Source organism: Xenorhabdus bovienii (genome assembly GCF_024721015.1).
Classification (GTDB): Bacteria; Pseudomonadota; Gammaproteobacteria; order Enterobacterales; family Enterobacteriaceae; genus Xenorhabdus; species Xenorhabdus bovienii.
The window spans coordinates 17,303-38,476 of the sequence record NZ_JANAIF010000033.1; the positions used below are offsets into that span (position 1 = coordinate 17,303).

A 21,174-nucleotide genomic window follows, 5' to 3' on the forward strand; every position below is an offset into this window, starting at 1 on the left:
TATGATTTCCTGATTACAGTAATTTTAATTCTGTTTCGCCTGTGCCATCAGTGCTTCAATTTCATCCGGATCTTTCACGACATGCTCGGTCAGATTCTCATTGCCTACTTCCGTAATTACAATATCGTCTTCAATGCGGATACCAATACCGCGGTATTCCGGTGGTACATCAGCATCCGGCGCGATATAAAGCCCTGGTTCAACAGTCAGCACCATGCCGGGTTCCAGAATGCGATCGCGATCTATGCCATAATGCCCGACATCGTGCACATCCAATCCCAGCCAATGACTTAAACCATGCATGAAAAATTGACGATAAGCATTGGTCTCGATCAATTGTTCTACTTCGCCATGCATGATCCCCAATTTGACCAGCCCTTCAACCATGATGCGCACCACATGCTCCGTCACTTTGCGAATACTGGTACCCGGCCTGTACAGTTCAAGAGAGACATTGATAGATTGCAGCACAATGTCATAAATTTCTCGCTGGGGACGGGTGAATTTACCGTTAACCGGGAATGTCCGCGTAATGTCGCCGGCATATCCTTCATATTCACAACCCGCATCGATCAATACCAAATCGCCCTCTTTCATGCGGCGCTCGTTTTCTGTGTAATGCAGAATACAGGCGTTTTCTCCTGCACCAACGATGGTGTTATAAGCAGGATAACGTGCTCCCTGACGAGTAAATTCATGATGGATTTCAGCCTCAAGCTGATATTCAAACATGCCTGGGCGACAATTCTGCATGGCTCTCGTATGAGCCTTCGCACTGATGTCGCCTGCCTTGCGCATGATGTCCAGTTCGGCTGCCGATTTGAACAGCCGCATTTCATGCAGCCACGGACGCCAATCTGCCATCATTGATGGTGCGCTGAGGTTACGACGGTTATTTTTCCGCAATGTATCCAAGGCGCTGAATACGATATTGTCAGCGTATTCAAACTCTCCCTGGGCATGATAAACTACGTCCAAACCATTCAGTAGCAGGTAAAGCTGTTTACTGAGATCATCAAATGGCAGGGCGCGATCCACCCCAAGTTTTTCCAGTGCAGCATCCTGACCAAGCCGACGACCAAACCAAATTTCCGCAGTTAGATCACGAACACGGTTAAACAACACGCTATGGTTGTGGTTTTCATCACTTTTGATCAGAACAAGAACCGCTTCCGGCTCGTTGAACCCAGTCAGGTAAAGAAGATCACTGTGCTGGCGATAGGGATATTCACAATCTGAATTCCGCATCGCAGGCGGGGCTGCAAAAATAATGGCCGCACTGGCCGGTGCCATGTTTGACAATAATGCCTGACGACGGGACAAATATTCTTGTTTAGTCATACCCTCTCCTGCGATTTGATTATTATTAGTTGGTTAACCGCCAATCAGTGTAGCGTTGGCTTTTCATTTTTTTTCACGCTATTTGCCGTTTTCGGTGTCGCCAAGGCAATGTAGCAGAGTTGTACTGCAACACGGACGTACTCCAATACTTCTTCCAGAGCTTGGGACAATTCTTCCTGATCTTCGTCTTCATCGTATCCCAGCATACCGATGTTACGTAAATCAGTAATGACTTCCTGTATTTCCTGTTTTTCTGTCAGCTTCGGATTCGCCACGCCTAATCCCAACAGGAAATGATTTACCCATCCCGCCAACGCATCAGCACAGTCAAAAACACTCGCCTCATCATCAGGAAGCAGTAGATTAAAAACAAAATCACTATCATCAAGTGATTCAAAAGTCGTTTCGTATAATTCCCTGATCGGCTGTGCCAACACCTGTGAAAATGCAAGGCCATCATTAGTAAGATCATGCATTAGTGCCTGCCAGCTACTGTCATGATTTCCACCGCATAATAGGCCACTGATTAGACCGTGCATTTCGGCGGCTGTCAGCGCAACTGACTGTTGATGCAAAATTTCATCAAATGATTGATAATTAGGTAATGAGTTTTGTATAGACATGTATATTGATCATCGTTGGCGATATAAGTTCATGCTATGCTACCATCAAGGGGAGTCGCTATACCAGACAGCACACACCGATATAAGGAGGGTTGCCTTTTGGTATTGTACGGTAATGATTGTTGTCGGCCTTGTTTTAATACCAAAATCTGCTTTTATGCCAGAATCAAGGTATCGGCACAGTAATAAATCAGGAAGGTGTCATGTCTGCACAACCAGTAGATATTCAGATTTTTGGGCGATCATTACGTGTCAATTGTCCACCAGAGCAGGTAGAGGCTTTGCAAGCTGCTGCGAAGGAACTTGATCAGCGTTTGCATAACCTCAAAGAACGCACCAGAGTAACGAACACTGAGCAACTGGTTTTTATTGTGGCGCTGAACGTTTGTCACGAGTTAGCACAGGAAAAGATGAAAACCCGTGATTACTCCTACAATATGGAACAAAAAATAAAAATGCTCCAGCAGACTATTGAACAAGCTTTGTTAGAACAAGGTAAAATTACCTGACCTCCTAGCTGTCAATAAACTGATCCTTGTTGATAAATCAGGCAGTAGTCACTATACATGAACATAAGCAGTTGCTTTCTCCATTTAGTTCCATACAATAGGCTCTATAGCGTTGCTTAAAGCCTGATGAATGGATCCCGACAGACAGGTTCTTGACGGATGAATTCTTAACTGATTGGTTTTAAGTGCTACAAAATTTCTCTGAGGTGTGCGTGAGCAGGTAAGTCCCCTGAGCCGATATTTCATACCTATAGAATGTGGTGCTCCGTTTCTTGTGAGCATGCTTGGCTAGACCAAGAAGCCTAATAGGGGCGACACTACGTTCACCTTGAACCAAGGGTTCAAGGGTTACCACCTGCCGCGGCATCTTGGAGAACCCCCTTATTTATCTGTTTTGTATCCTTTTCTGCATTAATAGGCAGGTTTCATGCAATCAGATCCTTTTTTATCTCTCCGAAAATCCATAAGAAAACAAATTCGACAGTTACGTCAAAATCTATCCCCAGAGCAGCAATCGCAATTTGCCCAGCAGGTCGCTCAAAATGCCATGTCTCATCCCAAGATCCAGCAGGCGAACAAGATTGCCCTGTATCTCGCCTTTGATGGTGAATTAGACACCCGACCGCTGATTCAGCAGCTTTGGCAACAAAATAAACAAGTTTATCTGCCCGTATTGCACCCATTCAGTCAGCATCATCTGCTGTTCCTGCATTACCATGCTGAGACTTCCCTCAACTGCAATCGTTTTAACATAGAAGAACCACCATTAGATGTCCGGCAGGTTTTGCCCGTCTCTGAGCTTGATGTGATGTTTATTCCACTGGTGGCTTTTGATAGCACAGGGCAACGTTTGGGGATGGGAGGCGGTTTCTACGACAGAACGCTCGCCAAATGGCAACAGCAGAATTTTTATCCGATTGGGTTGGCGCACGATTTCCAATTAGTTAATTCATTGCTAAGTGCAAGCTGGGATATTCCTCTGCCAGAAATCATTACGCCTGAAAAAATATGGCGCTGGTAATGACAGTTTATTCTTTTCAGGGGCTACTGTTTCTACGATAGCCCCATTTTTCATAGTATTCGCCCAGGCAATCAGTAAAGCAGGCGAGAGCGGATCGTGCCAGGCAGAGCTTTCAGGTTTTGCAGAACCATTTCAGCCTGAGCCGAATTTTGCGTCGTGATATCAATGACCACATAGCCAATATCTCCGTTGGTACGCAGGTATTGTGCCTCAATATTGATTTCCTGATCGGTGAAAACTTGGTTGATACTAGTCAAAATGCCAGGACGGTTCTCATGGATATGCAGTAGTCGGTGAGTATCTTTGGCATGAACAGGCAGTGAAACTTCAGGGAAGTTGACCGCTGACAGCGTAGAACCATTGTCAGAATATTTGACCAGTTTACCCGCGACTTCGTAACCAATATTCTCTTGGGCTTCTTGTGTTGATCCGCCAATATGCGGAGTCAGCAATACATTATCAAATTTGCTCAGAGGCGAGATGAAAGGCTCATTGTTCGTTGCAGGTTCACTCGGAAACACATCAAGTGCCGCACCGGAAAGATGTTCGCTCTCCAGCGCGTCATGGAGTGCAGGAATATCCACTACCATGCCACGTGAGGCATTAATCAGGATTGCACCCGGCTTCATCAGCTCCAGCTCTTCCACGCCGATCATGTTTTTTGTTGAGCCTGTTTCAGGTACATGCAGGCTGACAACATCGCTCATATTCAACAATTCAGACAGATGATGTACTTGCTGTGCATTTCCCAACGGCAATTTATTTTCAATATCATAGAAATGAACATGCATGCCGATATTTTCAGCCAGAATGCCAAGCTGTGTACCGATATGACCGTAACCAATAATGCCGAGCTTCTTACCTCGTGCTTCATAACAGCCTTTGGCCTGTTTATCCCATATTCCTCTGTGTGCTTTCGCATTTGCAATAGGAATACGACGTAATAGCAACAGTAACTCACCCAACACCATCTCAGCCACGGAACGTGTATTGGAAAATGGTGCGTTAAATACGGGAATACCACGTTTTTCAGCCGCTTTCAGGTCAACCTGATTGGTGCCGATACAGAAACATCCCACAGCAACCAGTTTTTCGGCCGCTTCGAAAATTTCTTCAGTCAATTGAGTACGAGAACGGATACCCACAAAGCGAGCATCACGAATCGCTTCTTTCAATTCTTCAGGTTCCAACGCCCCTTTGTGATATTCAATATTGCTGTATCCCGCAGCCCGCAGGTTATCAACTGTGTTCTGATGAACGCCTTCCAGTAGCAAAAATTTAATCTTATCCTTTTCTAAAGATACCTTGACCATTTGCCCGCCCTATCGTTGTCTTAATTTTCAGAATATCCATAATGAATTCCACCAAAATAACAAAAAAAACAGCAACGGCAATACAATCGTTTGCTCACGCAACAGGGTAAATCGAAGTAAAAAAGTTGTTATACGTAGTAATATGACTTGTTACAGTCTAAAAACAGAACTTTGAGGAATTTTTAGGCTAGAATGTGATATATCTCACTAAATTTTAATTTTTTAAAAAAACATGGAAATATTTTAAGGGCAGATTATTCTGCCCCAATAAACGATTATTCTACGATCGTTTTAACGCCATCCGCTGTCCCGACCAGCACCACGTCAGCACCACGATGGGCAAATAGGCCGACCGTCACCACGCCAACGATACCATTTATTTTATTTTCCAACGCAACGGGATCAAGAATGGCAAGATTATGAACATCCAGAATGACATTGCCATTATCCGTGACCACATTCTGGCGATAAACTGGGGTTCCACCTAATTTCACCAGTTCACGAGCAACGTAAGAGCGCGCCATTGGGATAACCTCAACCGGCAGCGGGAATTTACCCAGCACATCGACTTGTTTTGATTCATCAATGACACAGATAAATTTCTTTGCAACAGCGGCAATAATTTTTTCTCGCGTCAATGCTGCGCCGCCTCCCTTGATCATATGCATATGGCCATTGATTTCGTCAGCACCATCAACATAAATATCCAAGCTATCAACTTCATTACAGTCAAAAATGGGAATGCCCAGACTTTTTAATTTTTCAGTCGATGCTTCCGAGCTGGACACTGCGCCTTCGATTTGATTTTTGATTGTCCCTAATGCATCAATGAAATGCGATGCCGTTGAACCTGTACCAACACCTACGATTGTGCCGGGTTTGACGTATTCCAGTGCTGCCCAACCTACTGCTTTTTTTAGTTCGTCCTGTGTCATATCAATCACAGCCTATAATCAGTTACAAGGAAAAATCCGGCCACCAGTATAAACAATATTTTGCCTCACCCGGCGAAAAAATATGGCATAGTGCTGTGCAGCACAAAAAAATATAGAACCCTATGGCACAGAAAACTGAGCAAGAATGGAGAATCTGATTTTCAATGAAACGTCCTGATTACCGATCCCTACAAGCGTTGGATACAGTGATCCGAGAGCGCGGTTTCGAGCGTGCGGCGCAAAAACTCTGTATTACCCAGTCAGCGGTATCCCAACGTATCAAGCAATTAGAGAATATGTTTGGGCAGCCCTTATTAGTACGCACCGTTCCCCCTCACCCTACAGAACAAGGACAAAAACTGCTCGCACTATTACATCAGGTAGAATTGCTGGAAGCACAATGGCTCGGCGATGAAAATGGTAACGATATCCCGTTACTGCTCTCACTTGCAGTCAATGCCGACAGTTTGGCAACGTGGCTCTTGCCAGCGCTCCATCCTGTTTTATCCGATGTCCCTATCCGACTCAATATTCAGGTGGAAGATGAGACCCGTACTCAAGAAAGTTTGCGGCGCGGAGAAGTCGTCGGAGCTATCAGTATTCAATCACAGCCACTGCCAAGCTGCCTGGTGGATAAATTAGGCGCCCTCGATTATCTGTTTGTGGCATCGCCTAAATTCGCTGAACGATTCTTTCCGAATGGCGTCACTCGTTCAGCTTTACTAAAAGCCCCTGCGGTTGCATTCGACCATTTGGATGATATGCATCAGGCATTTTTACAGCAGCATTTTGATTTATCACCGGGCAGTGTTCCCTGCCATATTGTGAATTCCTCTGAAGCATTCGTTCAATTAGCAAAACAAGGCTCGACATGCTGCATGATCCCACACCTGCAAGTCGACAAAGAGCTGCAAGCCGGCGAATTAATTGATTTAACTCCAGGGCTATGTCAGCGCCGTATGCTTTATTGGCACCGTTTTGCTCCAGAAAGTGGCGCGATGAGAAAAGTCACTGACACCCTACTGAAACTAGGGCGCCAGATGTTACGTCAGGAAGATGAAATTAGTTAGCGTTGCAATTCAAAAACCGCTTCAACCTGATCAGAGAATTCGATGCTTTGTGGTTCATAAGTTTCACTGGCTGAATCCTCAGCAGGAGCTGCGGCCATAAGCGCTGACCTGTATTTCAGGCGGCTCATTGGAAAAGGCACGGCTTCAGGGGAACGATAAGTGACGCTATACACAGGGCCTAACTTGCTGTTGAAGCCTTTTGCCAGTGCAGTCGCCTGCTGAATCGCATTTTCAATGGCTTTCTGTCTAGCTTCATCACGATAACGCTGTGGATTATCGACACTGAACTGCACTGAACTGATCTCATTCAATCCTGCTTTCAATGCACCATCCAATAATGTACTCAGTTGATCCAACTGACGAACTTTGACTTCAACTGAACGTGATGCACTATAACCCGTAATAGTTGATTTACCCGTCTTTTGTTCGTATTTATATTCTGGCTGAGTGCGTAAATTGGCCGCATTAATCTCTTTCTTGTCAATACCATTGGTTTTCAAGAAATCAAAATATTTTGCGACGCGTTCATCCACTTTCTGCTTTGCGTCTGCTGCACTTTTTTGAGTCACTTTCACATGGATCATCAAAGTCGCTATATCCGGCGCTGCTTTGATGATCGCATTACCAGAAGTAGATATATGTGGGGCGGGGGGTAATTCAGCAGCAGAAGCAGCCATACAGGACAAACTTCCTACTGCCATCATTGCAGCGAATATCAGTGATTTATGTTTCACAAAACCTCCTTCGGATACAACAAGTAAACAGGCACTTTTTACAGTTTACAGTAAGACAAAGCGCTTTCCAGAAACATTAGCACACTATCTATAAAGTAGTATGTAACTCAATAAAAAATCTGTAATCCCTGTTTGAGCAAACTCCATGCGATATACCACATCACACAACCAACAAAGAGGTTAATGATTCTTTGTGATCGAGGCTGATTGAGTACGGGTGAAAACCAGGCAGCCAGAATTGACAATGCAAAAAACCAGCTTATGGATGCCGTAGCCGCCCCAACGGTAAACCACGGTCTAAGTTCCGATGACAGTCCTCCTCCCACGCTACCTAATACCACAAAGGTATCCAGATAAACATGCGGATTCAGCCACGTTACAGCAAATAATGTCACGATGACTCGCCAGCGGTTCTGGACAATATTCTCAGAACGGGAGAGTTCGATATTCGCTGATAACGCCACTCGAAAAGCACTCCATCCATACCATAGCAAAAATGCCACTCCGCCCCATGTCACCGCTTGCAGCAGAAACGCCGATTGCCCAAGCAAAGCACTTCCTCCAAATACCCCCGCCGTGATGAGAACAATGTCGCTGGTGGCACATAACGTTGCGCTCATTAAATGAAACTGTTTTCTACTTCCCTGCTGCATCACAAAAACATTTTGTGGTCCAAGCGGGAGGATCATGGCAGCACCAAGAAAAAAGCCCTGTATAAATGTCGAAAGCATGCAGAAGCCCCTAATAATTACTCAATTAGCTATGTTATATATGCATATTAGGAAAGATCATATATGAGTAAAAATGAATAATTCTTATTCATCATTAGATAATTTAATAATAAATATCAATAATATAGTCAAATATCAGCATGATGGAAGAAGAAGCAGGTAAAACTGCTTAAGCTTGGTGTGAGAATTTTCACTACTCACACCAAGCTACTTTTATTATTCGTCTATCTTCTTCTGTACGGCAGCTTGCTGCTGATGCAGATAGACATCCATTTGTGGGAATGGAATGCTGATATTGTGCTGATCCAGAGTACGTTTGAAACCTTCCATCAGATCCCAGTAAACACTCCAGGCATCATCATTGCTTGTCCATACACGCACAATAAAGTTCAGTGATGAAGGTGCCATTTCGTGCAGACGAATGGTGATACCTTTTTCATGTTGAATGCGTTTGTCCGCTTTAACCACATCACCCAGCACTCTTTTCACTTCATCAATATCCGCGTTATAAGCAACACCAACCATAATCTGAGTACGACGGTTCGGCTCACGGCTGGTATTGATAATGTCGTTCGCAATAATCTTTCCGTTAGGGATCACGATGATACGATCATCACCACTACGCAGCGTTGTAGAGAAAATCTGTACTTGTACAACCGTTCCTTCCGCGCCGCCAATAATGACATATTCACCCGTACGGAGTGGCCGGAAAATCACCAGAAGAACACCCGCAGCAAAATTTGACAGCGATCCCTGTAATGCCAAACCTACCGCCAAACCAGCAGCACCAATAACTGCAATGACAGACGCTGTCTGAATGCCCAATTTTCCAAGCACTGCGATAATTGCAAACGCGATGATGGCATAACGAATAATCGCGGACAAAAAATCAGAGATAGTTGCATCAATGCCACGCAATGACATGACGCGCTTAACTGTTTTATTAGCCAGTTTAGCAACAAGCAAGCCCACGATCAGAATGACGATGGCCGACACAACATTCACCGCATATTGAATCAATAGCTCCTGATTGCTGGCAAACCAATTTGCTGCTTTATCAATCTCACCTGATAGATTGATCTCTTCCATAAAAAAGCCCACCTTTTATTGTTGGAACCTATCTCATTCAGTGCTGTTATCAGCTATAACCTCACCTGATAACATAGGCCACTATGCAAAAAACAAACGGAAAAACCAGTACTACAACATACAAAAGTGATGGAATATCGATTATGGCAGAAAACCCTCTTTGGTTGAACACTAACACTTATCTTTGGTTTTTTTGCAAAACAAAATCTTTATAGTCGGCTAACATATCGATAAAATCGTCTGTTCCACAAAAAGCCAGACTCTCGTTATCATAGTAACTCATCCCCTCTTCCACCATTTCTGTATCGAACTGGAGTTGGTTAGCCCTAATCATGATTTCTCCCTCACTCATCAATAATGTGTATTCATGACCGATCAATTGCCATTGGCGCTCACTGCCTTTGATGCCCGCCAGTGCTGAAGTTATTTTATCCAATACACTCAAATCACCTTTAACTTCTTCATTCAACCAATGACCAATCGCTTCATGATCCATCGAAAAAGAAGTTGTAACGTGACCCGCAATATCCTGCGTAAATTCATATTCCATCATGCACCCCACTATATTGTTGATATCAACCACATCTGGATTTTAAACATTTCCGCAGCTCTCACCTCAGAGACAGTCCACAAACTGACACAAAAGCTACCATAAAAAAAGGAGGCATCTGCCTCCTTTTTTTTTGCAATATACTTTTTTATACAGCCGTTTGGAAGATCACTTCATCCGCTTTTTCGGTGTACTGGTTCAATTGATCAAAATTGAGGTAGCGATAAGTATCTGCTGCGGTTTCATCGACTTTGTCCATGAATTGCAGATACTCTTCCGGCATTGGCAGGCGGCCCAGCAATGAAGCCACCGCAGCCAGCTCCGCAGAGGCCAGATAAACATTCGCCCCAGCGCCCAGACGGTTAGGGAAGTTACGGGTGGAAGTGGATACCACCGTTGCTCCATCCGCAACACGCGCCTGATTCCCCATGCATAATGAACAACCCGGGATTTCGACACGCGCCCCACTCTTGCCAAAGATGCTGTAGTAACCTTCTTCCGTCAGTTGGGCGGCATCCATTTTGGTTGGTGGAGCAACCCACAGGCGAGTCGGTAACTGGCCTTTATGTTGATCCAGCAATTTGCCCGCAGCACGGAAGTGACCGATATTAGTCATACAGGAACCGATAAAGACTTCATCAATTTTGCTGTTGGCAACTGCTGATAACAGACGCGCATCATCAGGATCATTCGGCGCACATAAAATAGGTTCTTTGATTTCTTCCAGATCGATTTCAATAACAGCAGCGTATTCAGCATCCGCATCGGCTTCCAGCAATTGAGGATCTTTCAGCCAATTTTCCATACCGATGATACGGCGTTCCAGTGTTCGGCGATCCCCATAACCTTCCGCAATCATCCATTTCAGCAATACGATATTAGATTGCAGGTATTCAGTGATAGGCGCTTTATCCAGATTGATGGTACAACCTGCTGCAGAACGTTCCGCAGACGCATCCGCCAATTCAAAGGCTTGTTCAACTTTCAGTTCTGGCAGACCTTCAATTTCAAGGATGCGGCCAGAGAAAATATTTTTCTTACCTTTCTTCTCAACAGTCAGCAGACCTTGCTGAATGGCATAATAAGGAATGGCATGAACCAGATCGCGCAGGGTAATACCGGGTTGCATTTTACCTTTAAAACGCACCAATACAGATTCAGGCATATCCAGCGGCATTACGCCTGTTGCAGCAGCAAATGCAACCAGCCCAGATCCTGCTGGGAAAGAGATACCAATTGGGAAGCGGGTATGGGAGTCACCACCTGTACCCACCGTATCCGGCAATAACATGCGGTTCAGCCATGAATGGATAATCCCATCGCCCGGACGCAGCGATACCCCACCACGGTTCATGATGAAATCAGGCAACGTGTGGTGTGTAGTCACATCTACAGGTTTTGGATAAGCCGCAGTATGACAGAATGACTGCATGACCAGATCCGCAGAGAAGCCAAGACAAGCCAAATCTTTCAATTCATCCCGTGTCATTGGCCCGGTGGTGTCCTGAGACCCCACAGAAGTCATCTTAGGCTCACAATATTCGCCTGGACGAATTCCCGTCGTACCACAGGCACGACCCACCATTTTCTGCGCCAGTGAGAAACCGCGTTCACTTTTCTCAATTGCTTTTGCCTGACGGAATACATCACTGTGTGGCAATTCCAGTGATTCACGGGCTTTCGTCGTCAAGCCACGGCCGATAATCAACGGAATACGGCCACCAGCGCGCACTTCATCGAGAAGTACATCAGTTTTCAGCCCAAAGGTTGCCAGCAATTCATTGGTGTCATGGTGACGGATTTCGCCTTTATAAGGGTAAATGTCAATGACATCTCCCATATTGAGATTGGAAACATCCACCTCAATTGGCAACGCGCCTGCATCTTCCATGGTATTGAAGAAAATTGGGGCAATTTTTCCGCCCAATACTACGCCACCACCGCGCTTGTTAGGCACAAATGGAATATCTTCACCCATGAACCACAGGACGGAATTAGTTGCAGATTTACGGGAAGAACCCGTACCCACAACATCACCGACATAGGCCAAAGGATGGCCTTTTTTGTTCAGTTCTTCGATTTGCTTGATTGGGCCAACGGCACCGGCTTGATCAGGCTCAATGCCTTCACGAGCATTCTTGAGCATTGCCAGAGCATGCAGAGGGATATCTGGACGTGACCACGCATCTTGTGCAGGGGATAGATCATCGGTATTAGTTTCACCAGTGACCTTAAAAACGGTAATGGTAATTTTTTCTGCCAGTTCAGGACGCCCCAAGAACCACTTAGCATCTGCCCATGACTGGATAATTTGTTTAGCATGAGAATTGCCAGCTTTTGCTTTTTCTTCCACATCATAAAAGCTATCGAACATCAGCAAAGTATGAGAAAGCGCTTTCACTGAGATTGGAGCTAGTTTTTCGTCATCGAGGGCATCAATCAAAGCGTGGATATTGTACCCGCCCTGCATAGTTCCCAATAATTCGATGGCTTTTTCCCGCGTAACAAGGGGTGAGGCTGTCTCACTCTTGGCAATAGCGGCAAGGAAACCGGCCTTCACATAAGCGGCCTCATCAACACCAGGAGGAACACGGTTGGTCAGTAGATCTAACAAGAAATCTTCTTCACCTTTAGGTGGGTTCTTCAGTAATTCGACCAGCGCTGCTGCTTGAGCTGCGTCTAATGGCTTAGGGACGATGCCTTGAGCTGCACGCTCGGCTACGTGCTTGCGGTATTCTTCTAGCACGACTTACTCCTCGCTCTCATTGTCATTTTATATACCCGGCTGTCTGCACCCGGTAACGATCATCAAAGAACAACCATCAAGGGTGTCAGGTCAGAGGATTTTACTCGCATAACTTCAGGATTATGTCGAGCTTCGGGCGCTTAGCATACCAAATTTTGAATGGCATGTTAATTCATTCACATAAAAGTAACATTATGCCATGATAAAATGTTAGATAACGAGACACAAAGAGAGTATTACAGTTTTATATACCATTTTTTTCTACTTAAGCCTGAAAATGCCTCCATTTCTATCTGTTATATTTCCCTGTTATATTTTCTGAGTCAGCGGGGCTTTCAAATCTGCTAACAGACTAGGCTCCCCTTACAGAGATTTTCACCATGAAATACAGATGAAAACCTTTAAACTCCGAACAATACAATAAAATTTGCTTAAACTAAAAACGGCCCCCTGAATGGGAGCCGCTTGGCACAAAGATTCAATATACTGCGAAATCTAAAGAATTATTTCTTTTTCTTTGCCTTAGGATTTGGCAAATCAGTAATGCTGCCTTCATACATTTCCGCAGCCATACCGATTGATTCATACAGTGTTGGGTGAGCGTGAATAGTCAGAGCGATATCTTCCGCATCACAACCCATTTCAATAGCCAGACCGATTTCACCCAACAGCTCACCACCGTTAGTGCCGACAATAGCACCACCGATAATACGGTTGCTTTCTTTGTCGAAAATCAGTTTGGTCATACCATCTGAACAGTCAGATGCGATTGCACGGCCTGACGCCGCCCATGGGAAAGTGGCGGTTTCGTAGCTGATGCCTTTCTCTTTCGCTTCTTTCTCAGTCAGACCAACCCAAGCCACTTCTGGCTCAGTGTAGGCAATGGATGGAATCACTTTTGGATCGAAGTAGTGTTTCTTACCAGAGATAACTTCAGCCGCAACGTGACCTTCATGAACACCTTTGTGTGCCAGCATTGGCTGACCAACGATATCACCGATGGCAAAGATATGAGGCACGTTAGTACGCATTTGCTTATCCACATGGATAAAGCCACGCTCATCAACTTCAACACCCGCTTGACCCGCGTCGAGCGACTTACCATTAGGTACACGGCCGATAGCAACCAGAACTGCATCATAACGCTGTGGTTCTGCTGGCGCTTTCTTGCCTTCCATCGTTACGTAGATGCCATCTTCTTTAGCTTCTACTGCGGTCACTTTGGTTTCCAGCATCAGGTTGAATTTCTTGCTGATGCGTTTAGTGAACACTTTAACAATATCTTTGTCCGCAGCAGGAATAACCTGATCGAACATTTCTACCACGTCAATCTGAGAGCCCAGTGCATGGTAAACCGTTCCCATTTCCAGACCGATAATACCGCCGCCCATAACCAGCAGACGTTCCGGAACAGTTTTCAGTTCCAGTGCATCGGTAGAATCCCATACGCGAGGATCATCATGTGGAATGAATGGCAGTTGAATTGGGCGTGAACCCGCAGCGATAATGGCATTATCAAAATTAATCGTTGTTGCGCCTTTCTCGCTTTCTACTACCAAAGTGTTAGCGCCTGTAAATTTACCAATGCCGTTAACAACATTAACTTTACGGCCCTTAGCCATACCGCCCAGACCACCTGTCAGCTGGGAAATCACTTTTTCTTTCCAGAGACGGATTTTGTCGATATCAGTTTGTGGCTCACCAAACACAATACCGTGTTGTGCCAGTGCTTTTGCTTCTTCAATCACTTTTGCAACATGAAGCAGCGCTTTGGATGGGATACAACCGACGTTAAGGCAAACACCACCGAGAGTAGAGTAGCGCTCCACCAGTACGGTATCCAAACCTAAGTCTGCACAACGGAAAGCAGCAGAATACCCAGCAGGGCCTGCTCCAAGCACCACTACCTGGGCTTTAATTTCAGTACTCATCATGACCTCTTAATTGTTTGTCCGGCGGGTCAGACGAAAAAAAACCATATTCCACCGGGACGTACACACCGCGAGCAGTTTACAGAATTGTAAATAACCTGAAAAGCGCGTTAACGTGACAGAAATCCCAACATGCTAGATGTAAGTCTAAAATATCTGTCACGATCGTAATTATAAAGGATAGTAATCATCAGGCCGGTTACTCACCGGCCTTCATATTACATCGCCAGACGGCGGATATCGCTCATCACTTCATTAATATAAGTGATGAAACGTGCACCATCTGCTCCATCAATCACTCGGTGGTCGAAAGACAGAGACATAGGCAGAATCAGACGAGGAACGAATTCCTTGCCATTCCAGACGGGTTTCATAGAAGAACGAGACAGCCCCATGATTGCCACTTCTGGTGCATTCACGATAGGTGCAAAGCCGGTAGTACCGATACCACCCAAGCTAGAGATGGTGAAGCAACCCCCCTGCATGTCGGAAGCCGTCAGCTTACCAGCACGTGCTTTCTTGGATACTTCAGCCAGTTCTCTTGACAGTTCGATGATGCCTTTCTTGTTGACATCTTTGAACACAGGAACAACCAGACCGTTAGGTGTATCAACCGCGATACCGATGTTGATGTATTTTTTCAGGATCAGCTTCTGGCCATCTTCAGAGATAGAACTGTTAAAGCGAGGCATGGCTTCCAGCGCTTTCGCCGCCGCTTTCATCACGAATACCAGCGGAGTGATCTTCACGCCCAGCTGTTTCTTCTCAGCTTCTTTATTCTGCTGTGCACGGAACGCCTCAACTTCAGTGATATCCGCTTCATCGAACAGGTTAACATGAGGGATCATGACCCAGTTACGACTCAGGTTAGCACCGGAGATTTTCTGGATGCGGCTCATTTCAACTTCTTCGATTTCACCGAACTTGCTGAAATCAATTTTCGGCCAAGGCAGCATACCTGGCATGCCACCACCCGCAGCAGCAGTAGGCGCTGCTTCTGCGCGTTTAATCGCATTTTTTACGTAAGCCTGAATGTCTTCGCGCAGGATACGGCCTTTGCGACCTGTGCTTTTCACTTTCGCCAGATTCACACCAAATTCACGCGCCAGACGACGAATGACGGGAGTCGCATGAACGTAAGCGTCATTTTCTGCGAATTCGTTCTTGCCTTCTGCTGGCTGGCTAGCCTCTGGAGCTGCTTTCACCGATTCAACCGCAAGAGATGGTGCCGCTGCCAGTGCTACGGCAGGAGCTGCGCCCGCCACTTCGAATACCATGATCAGAGAACCCGTTTTGACTTTATCGCCAACGGCAATCTTGATTTCTTTCACAGTACCCGCGAATGGTGCAGGGACTTCCATGGAAGCCTTGTCACCTTCAACGGTGATCAGGGACTGCTCTTCAGTGATGGTGTCACCAACTTTTACCATGATTTCGGTAACGTCAACTTCATCACCACCGATGTCAGGTACGTTGACTTCTTTTGCTGCTGACGCCGCAGGAGCCGCTGCTACTGGAGCTAGAGTTGCCGCTGGCGCTGTGCCAGAACCTGCAACTTCGAATACCATGATCAGAGAACCTGTTTTGACTTTATCGCCAGCCGCAATCTTGATTTCTTTCACAGTACCTGCGAATGGAGCAGGAACTTCCATAGAAGCCTTGTCGCCTTCTACGGTGATCAGGGACTGCTCTTCAGTGATGGTGTCACCGACTTTTACCATGATTTCGGTAACTTCAACTTCATCACCACCGATGTCAGGTACGTTGACTTCTTTGCTTTCAGCCGCCACAGGTGCCGCCGCCAGAGCTGCTGCTTTCTGTTGCACAGGTGCAGCTTCTGCTGCACCCTTTGCGGACTCAAAAATCATGATCAGTTTGCCGGTTTCAATTTTGTCACCAACTGCAACTTTGATTTCTTTAACCACACCGGCCTGTGGTGATGGGACTTCCATGGAAGCCTTGTCACCTTCAACAGTGATCAGTGACTGCTCTGCTTCTACGGTGTCACCCGCTTTCACCAGAATCTCGGTAACTTCAACTTCATCAGCACCGATATCAGGTACGTTAATTTCAATAGACATTAATCTTTACCTCTTATGCCAGACGTGGGTTAACTTTTTCTGGGTTGATGTTATATTTTTTAATAGCTTCTTCAACGACTTTCACATCAACTTCGCCGCGTTTAGCCAATTCACCCAGAGCAGCAACAACCACGTAAGAAGCATCAACTTCAAAGTGATGACGCAGGTTTTCACGGCTGTCAGAACGACCGAAACCGTCAGTACCTAATACGCGGAATTCGCTTGCAGGGACGAAGTTACGAACCTGCTCTGCGAACAGCTTCATGTAGTCAGTAGACGCTACTGCTGGTGCTTCATTCATGATCTGCGCAATATAAGGAACACGTGGTTCCTCTGATGGGTGCAGCATATTCCAACGCTCACAATCCTGACCATCACGCGCCAGTTCAGTGAAGGACGTTACGCTGTATACATCAGAACCAATACCATACTCGTCAGACAGGATCTTAGCTGCTTCACGAACATGACGCAGGATAGAACCAGAACCCAGCAACTGAACTTTACCTTTCGCACTGTCAAAAGCTTCCAGCTTATAGATACCTTTACGGATACCTTCCTCAGCACCCGCAGGCATTGCTGGCATGTGGTAGTTTTCGTTCAGTGTAGTGATATAGTAGTAGATATTTTCTTGTTTCTCACCATACATGCGCTCTAAACCGTCATGCATGATAACAGCCACTTCATAAGCGAATGCTGGATCGTAAGAGATACAGTTAGGAATAGTCAGAGACTGAATGTGGCTATGGCCATCTTCGTGCTGCAAACCTTCACCGTTCAGAGTCGTACGGCCAGAAGTACCGCCTACCAGGAAGCCACGAGCCTGTTGGTCGCCAGCCGCCCAGCACAGATCACCGATACGCTGGAATCCGAACATAGAATAGTAAATGTAGAACGGAATCATTGGCAGGTTGTTGGTGCTGTATGAAGTTGCAGCAGCCAGCCAAGATGAGGCGGCACCTAGCTCGTTGATACCTTCCTGCAGGATCTGGCCTTTGGCGTCTTCTTTATAGTATGCAACCTGCTCACGGTCTTGCGGAGTATATTGCTGACCATTCGGGCTGTAGATACCGATTTGACGGAACAAACCTTCCATACCGAAAGTACGTGCTTCGTCAGCGATGATTGGAACCAGACGATCTTTGATCGACTTATTCTTCAGCATAACGTTCAGTGCACGAACGAAGGCGATAGTAGTAGAAATTTCTTTGGATTGTTCTTCCAGTAGTGAGCTGAAGTCTTCCAGTGCAGGAATTTCCAGTTTTTCATCGAAGTTTACACGACGGCTTGGCAGGTAACCACCCAGCGCATTACGACGCTCATGCAGATATTTGGACTCTTCAGAGTCTTTATCAAAAGTGACGTATGGCAGTTTTTCAATTTGTTCATCAGACACAGGCACATTGAAACGATCACGGAAGTGACGGACACCTTCCATATTCATTTTCTTAACCTGATGGGCAATGTTTTTACCTTCAGCGGTATCACCCATACCATAACCCTTGATGGTCTGAGCCAGAATTACCGTTGGTTGACCCGTAGTATTCTGCGCTTGATTCAGTGCAGCATAGACTTTCTTAGGATCATGACCACCGCGGTTCAGAGCCCAGATTTCATCATCAGTCATATCTTTGACCAATGCTGCGGTTTCTGGGTAACGGCCGAAGAAGTGCTCACGCACATAAGTGCCATCTTTGGACTTGAATGTCTGGTAGTCACCATCCAGAGTCTCATTCATCAGTTGAACCAGTTTACCGCTAGTGTCTTTACGCAGCAGTTCGTCCCAACGCTCGCCCCACAGAACTTTCAGCACTTTCCAGCCAGCACCTGCGAAGATACCTTCCAGTTCGTTAACGATTTTGCCGTTACCAGTCACTGGGCCATCAAGACGCTGTAAGTTACAGTTGATAACGAAGACAAGGTTGTCCAGTTTTTCACGAGTTGCGATAGTGATCGCACCTTTGGATTCTGGTTCATCCATTTCACCGTCGCCCAAGAAAGCATAAACGGTTTGTTGAGACGTATTCTTCAGACCACGGTGTTCCAAATATTTCAGGAATTTAGCCTGATAAATAGCAGAAATTGGGCCCAGACCCATTGAAACCGTAGGGAACTGCCAGAAATCAGGCATCAATTTTGGATGCGGATAAGAAGACAGGCCATTACCACCAATTTCCTGACGGAAATTGTTCATCTGCTCTTCAGTCAAACGGCCTTCCAGGAAAGCACGTGCATAAACGCCCGGAGAAATATGGCCCTGGAAGTAAACCAAGTCGCCGCCATCATTTTCATTGCGAGCGCGGAAGAAATGGTTAAAGCAAACGTCGTAAAAAGTAGCAGAAGACTGGAATGAAGCCATGTGGCCGCCCAGATCTAGATCTTTCTTGGATGCACGCAGAACGGTCATCACCGCATTCCAGCGAATAGCAGAGCGGATACGACGCTCCAAATCCAGATTGCCAGGGTAAGCAGGCTCATCCTCAACAGGAATAGTGTTGATGTAATCACGACTTGCAACACCTGCTGCAACGCTAACTCCACCTTTGCGGGCCCCGTTCAAAACCTGATCAATCAGGAACTGAGCACGCTCAACACCCTCTTCACGGATGACCGATTCGATCGCCTGTAACCAATCGCGAGTTTCGATCGGATCCACGTCATTTTTCAAAATATCTGACATGGTGTATTCCTTATCTGTTATCTATTTCTAATGGTTGTTTTGGAGCCTATCTTCTGGTCATACCTTTTGACGTTTTGCCAGTCATGACCGGAAGATAGGCCCTGCTATATGTTGCCGCTAAAACTCTTGAATAAAGAGTTGACGAACTGTACAGACGCAGCAGCCAAGATCTGTACAGCCAAGATTATAGAACCTACCCCATCCGGGAGTTTTAATTGTCAATGACGCCCTTGAGGATAGGCATTTATTCCTGATGTTGCTGGAGCCGGCGTAGTGAGCGCTCACGACGAGTATGCTCACGAGTCAGATCCAATAAAACTTCTTCAATAAAGGCCAAATGGCGATGCGAAGCCTCACGGGCTTTTTCCGGTTCTCTCGCCATGATCGCACGAAAAATCTCTGCCCTGTGGTTACTAACAGCGGCTAACATTTCCTTGCGGGTATAGATGAATTCGAAGTTGCGTCGGATATTTTGTTCCAGTATGGGGATCATACAGCGCAGCAAATGTAGCAATACCACGTTATGGGCAGCTTCAGTGACAACAAGCTGATATTGCAGGACAGCATCTGATTCCGCTTTAACATCACCGCTTTGCTGGGCTTCCTGAATGGCAAAGTGGCTTTTTTCGATGCGCTCGAAATCTTCATCGGTTCCCCTAAGAGCCGCATAATATGCCGCGATACCTTCCAGCGCATGGCGCGCCTCAAGGAGATCAAATTGAGATTCTTGATTATCTGCAATAAGCCGGGCGAGTGGGTCGCTGAAACTTTGCCAGAGATTACTCTGCACGAAAGTTCCCCCGCCCTGACGACGGAAAAGAAAGCCCTTGGCTTCCAATTTTTGAATAGCTTCGCGTAGTGAAGGGCGTGATACCTCAAACTGCTTTGCCAGCTCACGCTCAGGCAGCAGCTTTTCTCCCGGGCGTAACGAGCCTTCGAGAATGAGATGTTCAAGACGCTGCTCAATCACATCTGATAACTTTGGTTGGCGAATCTTGCTATAGGCCATATCTGCTGTAAGCCATTCAATGAGTAAATGTTGCTTCGGACTAGTCATGATAACTGGGTCAGATCAACTGGATCGTGATCAATTCAGCCTCAGTTAATCGGGCTATAGTCAATTGGTAATACCAATTTAGAATACAGGGTCTTAAAGTAACAAAGTATTCATTAGCTGTCTATAAAGACCTTGAGCTAAATCATAAAAATCTGCAAATTTTAACAAATTATTTTAATTTTTATCAAAAAATTATAACCAAAAAGGATTTTCAGGTAAAAAAATTTGATGGGGTTTAACTTTTAAAAACGTATAGATAGGCAAGCCGAATCGTTACAGTTAGGAATATAATTTATATTTATTCATATACTATGTATATTAATTCAATTAAATTTGATAGATGAGTAATAATCAATAATGGTTAATAGGTCAACCAAATTAACTTGGTTCCCTCTCTCCAAACACCTGACCAAAAAAAATTCCCGCCAACGTTATCCTTAACGTCATGACGGGAATTGGCCTGTGAAAAATGCTACATTAATATTAATAATCCTAATATAGATAATTCCTGAATAGTTAAAATATTCCCTAGGTTGGCATTTCTATTATCTACGTTTTATATATGTCCATAACATTATTTTTATTCCTGGGAGGATGGTATCATTCTAATGTTTTGTTGTTTTTTATTGATAGATATTTCATTACTCTATTACTCTATTACTCTATTACTCTATTACTCTATATTAGTTTATTAGTTTATTAGTTTATTAGTTTATTAGTTTATTAGTTTATTAGTTTATTAGTTTATTAGTTTATTAGTTTATTA

Annotated in this window: 16 protein-coding genes and 1 other RNA gene; 4 read left to right on the forward strand and 13 right to left on the reverse strand. The window is 45.3% G+C overall.

The features are described 5' to 3' along the window. Window positions 1-24 precede the first annotated feature (24 nt). On the reverse strand, window positions 25-1,341 hold the full coding sequence (gene pepP, locus NXS07_RS10565) for a Xaa-Pro aminopeptidase (protein ID WP_038209146.1): 1,317 nt from the start codon (window positions 1,339-1,341) through the stop codon (window positions 25-27). Window positions 1,342-1,385: 44 nt separating this feature from the next. Then, window positions 1,386-1,964: a YecA/YgfB family protein gene (locus NXS07_RS10570; protein WP_038196945.1), complete on the reverse strand. Its 579-nt coding sequence runs from the start codon at window positions 1,962-1,964 to the stop codon at window positions 1,386-1,388. A gap of 203 nt (window positions 1,965-2,167) precedes the next feature. Here NXS07_RS10570 and zapA point away from each other — a divergent pair, with 203 nt between their 5' ends. The 3 genes from zapA (at window position 2,168) to NXS07_RS10585 (ending at window position 3,494) form a co-directional block, all read left to right on the forward strand. Then, window positions 2,168-2,473 carry a cell division protein ZapA gene (zapA, locus tag NXS07_RS10575; protein ID WP_012989781.1) on the forward strand — a complete coding sequence of 102 codons (306 nt, stop codon included), beginning with the start codon at window positions 2,168-2,170 and terminating at the stop codon, window positions 2,471-2,473. A 195-nt stretch (window positions 2,474-2,668) separates the two neighbouring features. After that, window positions 2,669-2,852, forward strand: a non-coding RNA gene (ssrS, locus tag NXS07_RS10580) — 6S RNA. Between the two features lie 48 nt (window positions 2,853-2,900). Next, entirely contained in the window at window positions 2,901-3,494 is a 594-nt protein-coding gene (locus NXS07_RS10585; RefSeq protein ID WP_258086712.1) for a 5-formyltetrahydrofolate cyclo-ligase, read from the forward strand. A 71-nt stretch (window positions 3,495-3,565) separates the two neighbouring features. On the opposite strand, the gene serA is transcribed toward NXS07_RS10585, so the two are convergent. Together serA and rpiA are read right to left on the reverse strand one after the other, a co-directional pair. Next, complete coding sequence (gene serA / locus NXS07_RS10590) at window positions 3,566-4,807, reverse strand: phosphoglycerate dehydrogenase (RefSeq protein WP_038209140.1); 1,242 nt, start codon at window positions 4,805-4,807, stop codon at window positions 3,566-3,568. 275 nt (window positions 4,808-5,082) lie between these two features. Continuing rightward, on the reverse strand, window positions 5,083-5,742 hold the full coding sequence (gene rpiA / locus NXS07_RS10595) for a ribose-5-phosphate isomerase RpiA (RefSeq protein WP_258086713.1): 660 nt from the start codon (window positions 5,740-5,742) through the stop codon (window positions 5,083-5,085). Window positions 5,743-5,906: 164 nt separating this feature from the next. Here rpiA and NXS07_RS10600 point away from each other — a divergent pair, with 164 nt between their 5' ends. Continuing rightward, a complete protein-coding gene (locus NXS07_RS10600; RefSeq protein WP_012989786.1) occupies window positions 5,907-6,812 on the forward strand; it encodes a LysR family transcriptional regulator ArgP in 906 nt (301 codons plus the stop codon). On the opposite strand, the gene NXS07_RS10605 is transcribed toward NXS07_RS10600, so the two are convergent. The 9 genes from NXS07_RS10605 to pdhR all read right to left on the reverse strand — a co-directional run bounded on the left by NXS07_RS10605 (window position 6,809) and on the right by pdhR (window position 20,360). After that, window positions 6,809-7,546 (reverse strand): oxidative stress defense protein, encoded by a 738-nt coding sequence (locus tag NXS07_RS10605; protein ID WP_038215761.1) that lies wholly within the window; start codon window positions 7,544-7,546, stop codon window positions 6,809-6,811. The genes NXS07_RS10600 and NXS07_RS10605 overlap by 4 nt on opposite strands. Window positions 7,547-7,653: 107 nt before the next feature. Further along, complete coding sequence (gene argO / locus NXS07_RS10610; RefSeq protein ID WP_038196950.1) at window positions 7,654-8,277, reverse strand: arginine exporter ArgO; 624 nt, start codon at window positions 8,275-8,277, stop codon at window positions 7,654-7,656. Window positions 8,278-8,493: 216 nt separating this feature from the next. Beyond that, window positions 8,494-9,366, reverse strand: a complete 873-nt coding sequence (gene mscS / locus NXS07_RS10615) for a small-conductance mechanosensitive channel MscS (protein ID WP_038196951.1) — start codon at window positions 9,364-9,366, stop codon at window positions 8,494-8,496. A 178-nt stretch (window positions 9,367-9,544) separates the two neighbouring features. Further along, window positions 9,545-9,916, reverse strand: coding sequence for a YacL family protein (locus NXS07_RS10620; RefSeq protein ID WP_038196952.1), 372 nt, complete (start codon window positions 9,914-9,916; stop codon window positions 9,545-9,547). 148 nt (window positions 9,917-10,064) lie between these two features. After that, window positions 10,065-12,662: a bifunctional aconitate hydratase 2/2-methylisocitrate dehydratase gene (acnB, locus tag NXS07_RS10625; RefSeq protein WP_258086714.1), complete on the reverse strand. Its 2,598-nt coding sequence runs from the start codon at window positions 12,660-12,662 to the stop codon at window positions 10,065-10,067. A gap of 503 nt (window positions 12,663-13,165) precedes the next feature. Continuing rightward, the gene (lpdA, locus tag NXS07_RS10630) at window positions 13,166-14,593 is read right to left on the reverse strand and encodes a dihydrolipoyl dehydrogenase (RefSeq protein WP_155271354.1); all 1,428 of its coding nucleotides are present in this window, start codon (window positions 14,591-14,593) and stop codon (window positions 13,166-13,168) included. A gap of 218 nt (window positions 14,594-14,811) precedes the next feature. Then, window positions 14,812-16,674 carry a pyruvate dehydrogenase complex dihydrolipoyllysine-residue acetyltransferase gene (aceF, locus tag NXS07_RS10635; protein ID WP_258086715.1) on the reverse strand — a complete coding sequence of 621 codons (1,863 nt, stop codon included), beginning with the start codon at window positions 16,672-16,674 and terminating at the stop codon, window positions 14,812-14,814. 13 nt (window positions 16,675-16,687) lie between these two features. After that, window positions 16,688-19,351, reverse strand: a complete 2,664-nt coding sequence (gene aceE, locus NXS07_RS10640) for a pyruvate dehydrogenase (acetyl-transferring), homodimeric type (RefSeq protein ID WP_038209129.1) — start codon at window positions 19,349-19,351, stop codon at window positions 16,688-16,690. A gap of 244 nt (window positions 19,352-19,595) precedes the next feature. Next, window positions 19,596-20,360, reverse strand: coding sequence for a pyruvate dehydrogenase complex transcriptional repressor PdhR (gene pdhR, locus NXS07_RS10645; RefSeq protein ID WP_038190302.1), 765 nt, complete (start codon window positions 20,358-20,360; stop codon window positions 19,596-19,598). Window positions 20,361-21,174 lie beyond the last annotated feature (814 nt).